Annotated in this window: 4 protein-coding genes, 2 tRNA genes, 1 rRNA gene and 1 pseudogene; 5 read left to right on the top strand and 3 right to left on the bottom strand. The window is 41.2% G+C overall.

Annotation, left to right across the window (positions count from 1 at the left end):
* Positions 1-53: 53 nt before the first annotated feature.
* The 3 genes from rrf to AVZ68_RS03790 all read left to right on the top strand — a co-directional run bounded on the left by rrf (position 54) and on the right by AVZ68_RS03790 (position 338).
* Positions 54-169: ribosomal RNA gene (rrf, locus tag AVZ68_RS03800) — 5S ribosomal RNA — on the top strand.
* A 13-nt stretch (positions 170-182) separates the two neighbouring features.
* Positions 183-257 (top strand) — tRNA-Asn (locus AVZ68_RS03795).
* A gap of 8 nt (positions 258-265) precedes the next feature.
* Positions 266-338: transfer RNA gene (locus tag AVZ68_RS03790), tRNA-Thr, on the top strand.
* A gap of 378 nt (positions 339-716) precedes the next feature.
* Here AVZ68_RS03790 and AVZ68_RS03785 read toward each other — a convergent pair.
* The gene (locus AVZ68_RS03785; protein ID WP_245628051.1) at positions 717-1,094 is read right to left on the bottom strand and encodes a TraB/GumN family protein; all 378 of its coding nucleotides are present in this window, start codon (positions 1,092-1,094) and stop codon (positions 717-719) included.
* 449 nt (positions 1,095-1,543) lie between these two features.
* Positions 1,544-2,413, bottom strand: a complete 870-nt coding sequence (gene bla / locus AVZ68_RS03780) for a class A beta-lactamase (protein WP_437182673.1) — start codon at positions 2,411-2,413, stop codon at positions 1,544-1,546.
* A 254-nt stretch (positions 2,414-2,667) separates the two neighbouring features.
* On the opposite strand from bla, the gene AVZ68_RS03775 reads away from it, so the two are divergent.
* Both AVZ68_RS03775 and blaI read left to right on the top strand, forming a co-directional pair.
* Positions 2,668-4,431, top strand: coding sequence for a BlaR1 family beta-lactam sensor/signal transducer (locus tag AVZ68_RS03775; RefSeq protein WP_059103199.1), 1,764 nt, complete (start codon positions 2,668-2,670; stop codon positions 4,429-4,431).
* A gap of 22 nt (positions 4,432-4,453) precedes the next feature.
* Positions 4,454-4,831: a penicillinase repressor BlaI gene (blaI, locus tag AVZ68_RS03770; RefSeq protein WP_059103198.1), complete on the top strand. Its 378-nt coding sequence runs from the start codon at positions 4,454-4,456 to the stop codon at positions 4,829-4,831.
* A gap of 1,157 nt (positions 4,832-5,988) precedes the next feature.
* Here blaI and AVZ68_RS21140 read toward each other — a convergent pair.
* Positions 5,989-6,383: pseudogene (locus AVZ68_RS21140) on the bottom strand (IS1634 family transposase); the annotation flags it as partial.
* Positions 6,384-6,446 lie beyond the last annotated feature (63 nt).

Raw genomic sequence — 6,446 nt, 5'->3', positions numbered from 1 at the left:
TGATTCACGTTGAGCCATGATTTAGTTTTGAGAGAATCCTTCTCTTACACAGGTCCGGTGGCCATAGCAAAGAGGTCACACCCGTTCCCATGCCGAACACGGCCGTTAAGCTCTTTTGCGTCGATGGTAGTTGGGGGCTTCCCCCTGCGAGAGTAGAACGTTGCCGGGCTTACATATTTCGTTCCACAGTAGCTCAGTGGTAGAGCTATCGGCTGTTAACCGATCGGTCGCAGGTTCGAATCCTGCCTGTGGAGCCATTTTTTGTGCTTCCATAGCTCAGCCGGTAGAGCACTTCCATGGTAAGGAAGGGGTCAGCGGTTCAAGTCCGCTTGGAAGCTTAGCTGAAAACGTTGATACATAAGGGTTTCTCCGGTGATGGAGGAGCTTATTTTTTTGGTTAAAAAGAGGTTTGCAAACAAATTGCAAACCTTTACTGGGATAAAGTGTTGAAAGATTCTATCGCGCAATTAGGAACTGTGCGGTTATATTTAACTCAGGGGTCCTACCAACAAAACGCGGAAAATATACGCTAGTGGTGCGTCAAGAAAATGTAGATTTACAACGCTAAGGAAAATTGTAACAAAAAATCTATTCCCAAACGTAAAGAAATCGATTTTTTATCTAGCTTGTTTCGCTAACTAAGGAGTTTCCTTAAAATATTAAAAAACCGCCTCATTGGTATATCAAGCCTTATTTCATAGCATTAATAGACACGTTCAATATCGTATCTTTTTTCCTCCGAGTTCGCTTGGGATACTTGGATCAATCACAACGTGTAAAGATCCGACTATACAAAAATAGGTCTGTCCACTGTCATTTTGTAAGATTTCATCAAGTTTGTTTGCCATATTAATATTGCGAGTGTCGTTCATCTCTAGTCGGTATTCTTCATTTGTATTCTCGAAACTATCTGATATCTGGTTAACGCGTGAACCTGGATTGCTATTGCCGTGCACCCAGTTATATCCTAATTGGTTTAACCAATCAGCTTGCTCCTCATCTGTCTTTATATAAGCTTCTAGATTTTGAACTTGTGTGTCCATACTAAAGCCACTTAGGACTTCATATTGCTTCTCAACCGTTTCTAATTCAATGATTTCTTTATCTTCTTCTAAAGCCTTTGGCGATGTCGAGGCTAATAACGGGATTCATTGCTGATATTAGTTCCTTTTCTGTACTTGCCGGTGCCCCTAAAACTGCCTTGCCGTGTCATAGCTTCGCTTGTGATACGGGATCGCTGTCCCAACCAGCCTCAAACATGCTTGGACAAGTAGGGGGGGTGAACAGTATTGCGGACGGGGTCTATGCCCCACGGGCGCGAACGTTCTACCCCGGCTACCTCTTTCATTAAATGAACCTAAAAAGAGTTCAACCAGAAAGGATCTGGTGAACTCATAATACGAACGGGTGCGATTAGTGACTAAAGAATTGCAGTAATGAACTGACTTTTTTATGGTCTGTACCACAGGAACCAGAAGGGGAATTCCGAGTATGAATGGTTTTTTCAATTTGTTTTTTTATTATTAACCGTATATTCTACACACTATTCAAGAAGGTTTATGACTTCTTCGGTTGCTCTTGCAATGAGCTCATCGTTATAGTCGGCGTCCTCTTGGTCTTTATTAGAAAGAACAGAGAGAAAAATAGGGTCTTCGTTTGGTGGCCAAATAATTGCGATAGCATTTCGTGTCCCATACGATGCTGCACCCGTTCTATCACCAACTTCCCAATCCTCTGGTACGCCTGCTCGAATCAAAGGATCTCCGGTTGTATTTTGTTTCAGCCAATCCGTCAATAATTCCTGCTTCTCTTGTGGCAAGGCGTCTCCGATTGTGAACTTTTGTAAGCTGTGTGCAAGCGCCTCAGGGGTACTTGTGTCATGGGTCTCATCAGGTATAAATTCATTTAATTCGGGTTCTATTCTTTTAGGGTGGGTCACACCATCCCCCATATCACGAAGCGCTTCTTTAAAGCCTTCAGGACCACCTATCTGTTCCAGAATTAGGTTACCAGCAGTGTTATCACTATAACGCATCGAAGCTTCGCTCAGTTCCTTCAGTGTCATTTCTTCACCGACATAATTCTCGGTGATCGGATTATAATTCACAAGGTCATCTTTTGTGATACCGATTGTTTGATCTAGTTCATCGACATCATTCTGCTGCAACAGTACACCCGCGGCGAGCGCTTTATGTGTAGAAGCATAGGCGAAACGCTCATCCTCTCGATAGGAAATGATTTGATTTGTGCCGGTATTTAGTGCGTAAATACCGAGGTTGGCGTCGTATTCCTCCTCAAGTTGACTGAACACATTGTTCGTGTCTTCTATAGACTCGTCAACACTCGGATCTGATTCCTCTTGGTCTGCACAACCCATAAGAATAACAAAAGTAAAAAGAAAAGAACCAGCCATTTTCGTAATCCTTATCATATTCATAAAACCTCACATCATAATTTTGATTTGTTCGCCTAAACATCATTGGAAAATGGAAAAAGAATTACTTCATTGTCATTCACCTCTTTCTTGTCGTGTTATTATCGTGTAAAATCAGAAGTGAAAGATTAAGATTACACGTGTAGTTTAATATTACATATGTAGTCTTAATGTGTCAATGACAAATAATACTCTAGAAGATTTGATGATTTTTGGAGAGAGGGAGAGATCGCGTGTTTTTTTTACTTATGGTTCTGTCGTTTGTGTTTTCTACAGCTACGATAGCCATTATCCTGTTGATAAAAAAATTTTATGGAAGCAAATTAGATGTTAAGTGGAAGTATTATATGTGGTTTTTTCTTCTCTTCTCACTAACGGTCCCCTTTCTGCCCATCCAATATATAGATTGGAACCATTCGGTTCCTCAAGTTAATAATCAAGGCACGGGTACCTCCGGATTTTCAGAAACGAATACTTTGGTTAACAACGGGAACTGGTTGAATGACTTCAGTTACTCTGTCAACCGTCTAGACTTCACAATCATAAGTGATACTATATTCTATGGATGGGTGATAGGCACGGTTTTCTTCGGGGTTTTTACCGTTCTAGCGCTAGTCAGGCTGAATCGGATAAAAAATGCTTCTACAACCATTGATAATAAAGAAGTCCATCATTTGTTTGCCAGATGTAAGAGAAGTTTGGGTATTAACCAAGACTTAGTGATGAAAGAGTCCCCCTTCGTTACATCTCCGACTACGTTCGGATTCTTCAAAACGTATATTCTGTTGCCACAAGACCTTGATCAAAATGTTTCCCTAAGGGAAATCGAATTGATTTTGTTGCATGAATTGCATCATTTCAAAAGCAACCATGTACACGTTAATTATATATTTGTGGTGTATCAGATCGTGTATTGGTTTCATCCCTTTGTTTGGTGGGCTTTTAAAGAAATGAAACTGGATCGTGAAATCGCATGTGACGCTGCTGTCTTGCATTCACTGGACCGGCAATCGTACAAAGATTATGGCCATACACTGATAAATTTTGCTCATCGGAATGCGCGGTTTCCGTACTTCCATTTGACGAACCAATTCTTTGGTTCAAAACCTCATTTAAAGAAACGAATTGAAAATATTGCAGATTATAACGAGAAATATTTGCCGAAAAAAGGGAAGGGTATTATCACCTTTATACTTTTGAGTATACTTATTTCAATCCAAGTGCCCATTACAGCTGTAACGGCTGAACCTAATGACTATTATGATGTTGACCATGATCGAGCCGTCTATGAAGATTTGAGCGATTATTTTGGAGGATATGAAGGTAGTTTTGTGCTTTACAGTATGGAGAATGATAACTATTACATTCATAATGAAAAGAAAAGTACGCAAAGAATGTCCCCGAATTCCACTTACAAACCATTTAGCGCATTATTCGCTCTTGAGCAAAACATTATCAGCATCGATCAGTCAACGTTAAGCTGGAATGATCAACAATTTGCGTACAATGAATGGAACAGAGATCAAGACCTACCTTCGGCTATGCAACATTCTGTGACCTGGTATTTTCAGGAACTAGACAGACAAATGAATAAAGAGAATATCCAAGCCTATTTAGACAAAGTTGAATATGGGAACCGCGATCTTAGTGGGGGTGCTGAAGAGTACTGGTTAGAATCATCGCTTGAAATATCGTTAATTGAACAAGTGCAATTACTGCGAGATGTTTACACCAATCGGTTTGAATTTGAAGAAGAGCATATACAGTTTCTGAAAGATGTTATGATGCTTGAAGAGAATAGCAATGGGACATTGTACGGCAAAACGGGAACAGGTGCTATTAACGAAAAGCTCAGGAATGGGTTATTTATCGGATTTGTAGAGACTCCAAATGATACGTTTTTCTTTGCTACACATATAGAAGAAAACAATCATGCGACCGGGAGTAAAGCAGCAGAAATAACGTTGGAAATCTTAAATCAGAAAAAAGTATATTAACGAGGGAAGGGAGGACAATGAAATGACGCGTAAAGTACCAAGTATTTCTCAATCAGAATGGGAAGTGATGAAGATGCTTTGGGGAAATGCACCCCAAACAGCAAATGAAGTCATCGCCTCCATTCGTGAACAAACCGATTGGAGCCCTAAAACTATTCGCACATTATTAGATCGCCTTACGAAGAAAGAGGTTATTGATGTCAATAAGGAGAAGAAGGTTTATACCTTTTTCCCCTTATATTCTGAAGACGAATGCCAACGTGCTGAAACCCAGTCTTTAATCAAAAAAATACATGGTGGAACGATGAAGTCTATGCTGATTCAATTTATTGAGGAAGACTCTTTTTCAGAAGAAGAAATCCAAGAGTTACGATCCATTTTGGATAAAAAGGGTAAATAAGAGAAAAACGCTGATACATTAAAGTATCAAGATAGGCAAGATGTTCTGCACTGGACAGTGAAAAGTTCTCTCCTCTTGCAGGAAAAATAACCCTTTTAAAAGAAGATACTGAAGGGGCGGGGACGTCCTCGAAAAAAAGGGGGAAGCCGTCAAACTCATGGCGTTGTTTCAATCCCGTGCGGATGACTTTCAATCGGCTACGGTGAGGATGTACGGCGAGGAAGAAACCGTGCACTATCTATGTCTCGGTTTGTTGTAGGGGCAAGGGTTCTATCAAGCACTGCGCTTTGTCTTAGTTCAGTACGGCGATCAGTTGTACATTTTGGTAAGCACCGATCGAACCCTTACGGCAACGGATATCATCCACTTATACGGGCACCGCTTCTAGATCGAATGACCTTTTAGATTATGTTTGAAGCACGTGCTATCTTCCTGAAACGGACGCAATTTTGAAATAACATAGATTTGTACTCTCTTCAAGAATAGGAACATATTGTTGGTACGAAACGTTTCTGACTCAAATAAAATGAGGTCACACAATTTCGGTAAAGGTCAGGCAGTTAATCGTGCAAGGCAATTCTTTATCGGTTAATTAGGTTTCCGTAAGACTAAAAGAGGTTCACCTTCCACGGAAGGCTCCAACTTATTAAAACGGAAGGATTGAGGCACACTCACAAAATGCCGATGGTTAAATGGAATTGGATTCGTTGGCATGACGTATGCGGTGAAAGTCTTACGTGCGGTGTAAACAGGGGAAAAGGGAGCGATAACTTCAAGCCCTTACCTATTTGTATAAGAAAAACATGGGTGTTTATTTTTGGTCAATGTGCTGGGAAATATCAACGAAGTGATCATTTCCAGTTTTCAGGGAGATATTGAAATGGCAATCGTAAAGACCGACTATCTATGGATTATGTTTTATCCCTGTTTGTACTTTTTTGCGATGTGGGATGCTTACAACCCAGATTTCGCGGTGAGAGCATACATTCCACTAAATGCTATCCTATGAAGAGTTGTCTATGGGGGTAATTTCAGCGATCGTGATTCCATTTAACGAAAATTCGATGCCGTTCTCGTCCGTTCGACACGAAAAGCGCAAACGGATGCCCGGTTCAAGGTTACGGGCTATTCATTTCGACAGCTTTTGAGCTTCTTGGCTAGGTATAAATCCTTGCATCCATGCCTAACAATTCGAGAATGCGTGGCAATTGCGGCTCCACATCCTTCGGGAAGAACCGCTTCCGCTGGCCATCGATTTCCATTTGCATGATGTCGACCGTATCCAGCAGCTCCAGAACGGCTTCCCCTGTGGGACGAAAACTTTTTCGACCGCCGCCACCGACTAAATTCAGCGGTTCGGAGGCGCCTTCCATGTTTTGCGAATGAGGTATTCAAAGAGGCTGTACACCATAACACTGATCTTCATCACGCAGGCAAATGCCTCGACGCGATGGGGTTTTGACAGGAAGACCCGTCCGAAAAAGAAAAGATTCTTGAGAAAACGAAAGCGGTTTTCCACGGTCTGCTGCCCTTTATAAGCTTTTAACATTTCATCGACGGTCTCAAAGGAATCACCTCATGGCTTGGGTTCCTTTAACCTTTGATAAGCGAAGGA

The organism is Shouchella shacheensis (assembly GCF_001484965.1).
In the GTDB taxonomy this organism is placed as follows: domain Bacteria; phylum Bacillota; class Bacilli; order Bacillales; family Bacillaceae_D; genus Shouchella; species Shouchella shacheensis.
This window is presented reverse-complemented; position numbering and strand designations above follow the sequence as displayed.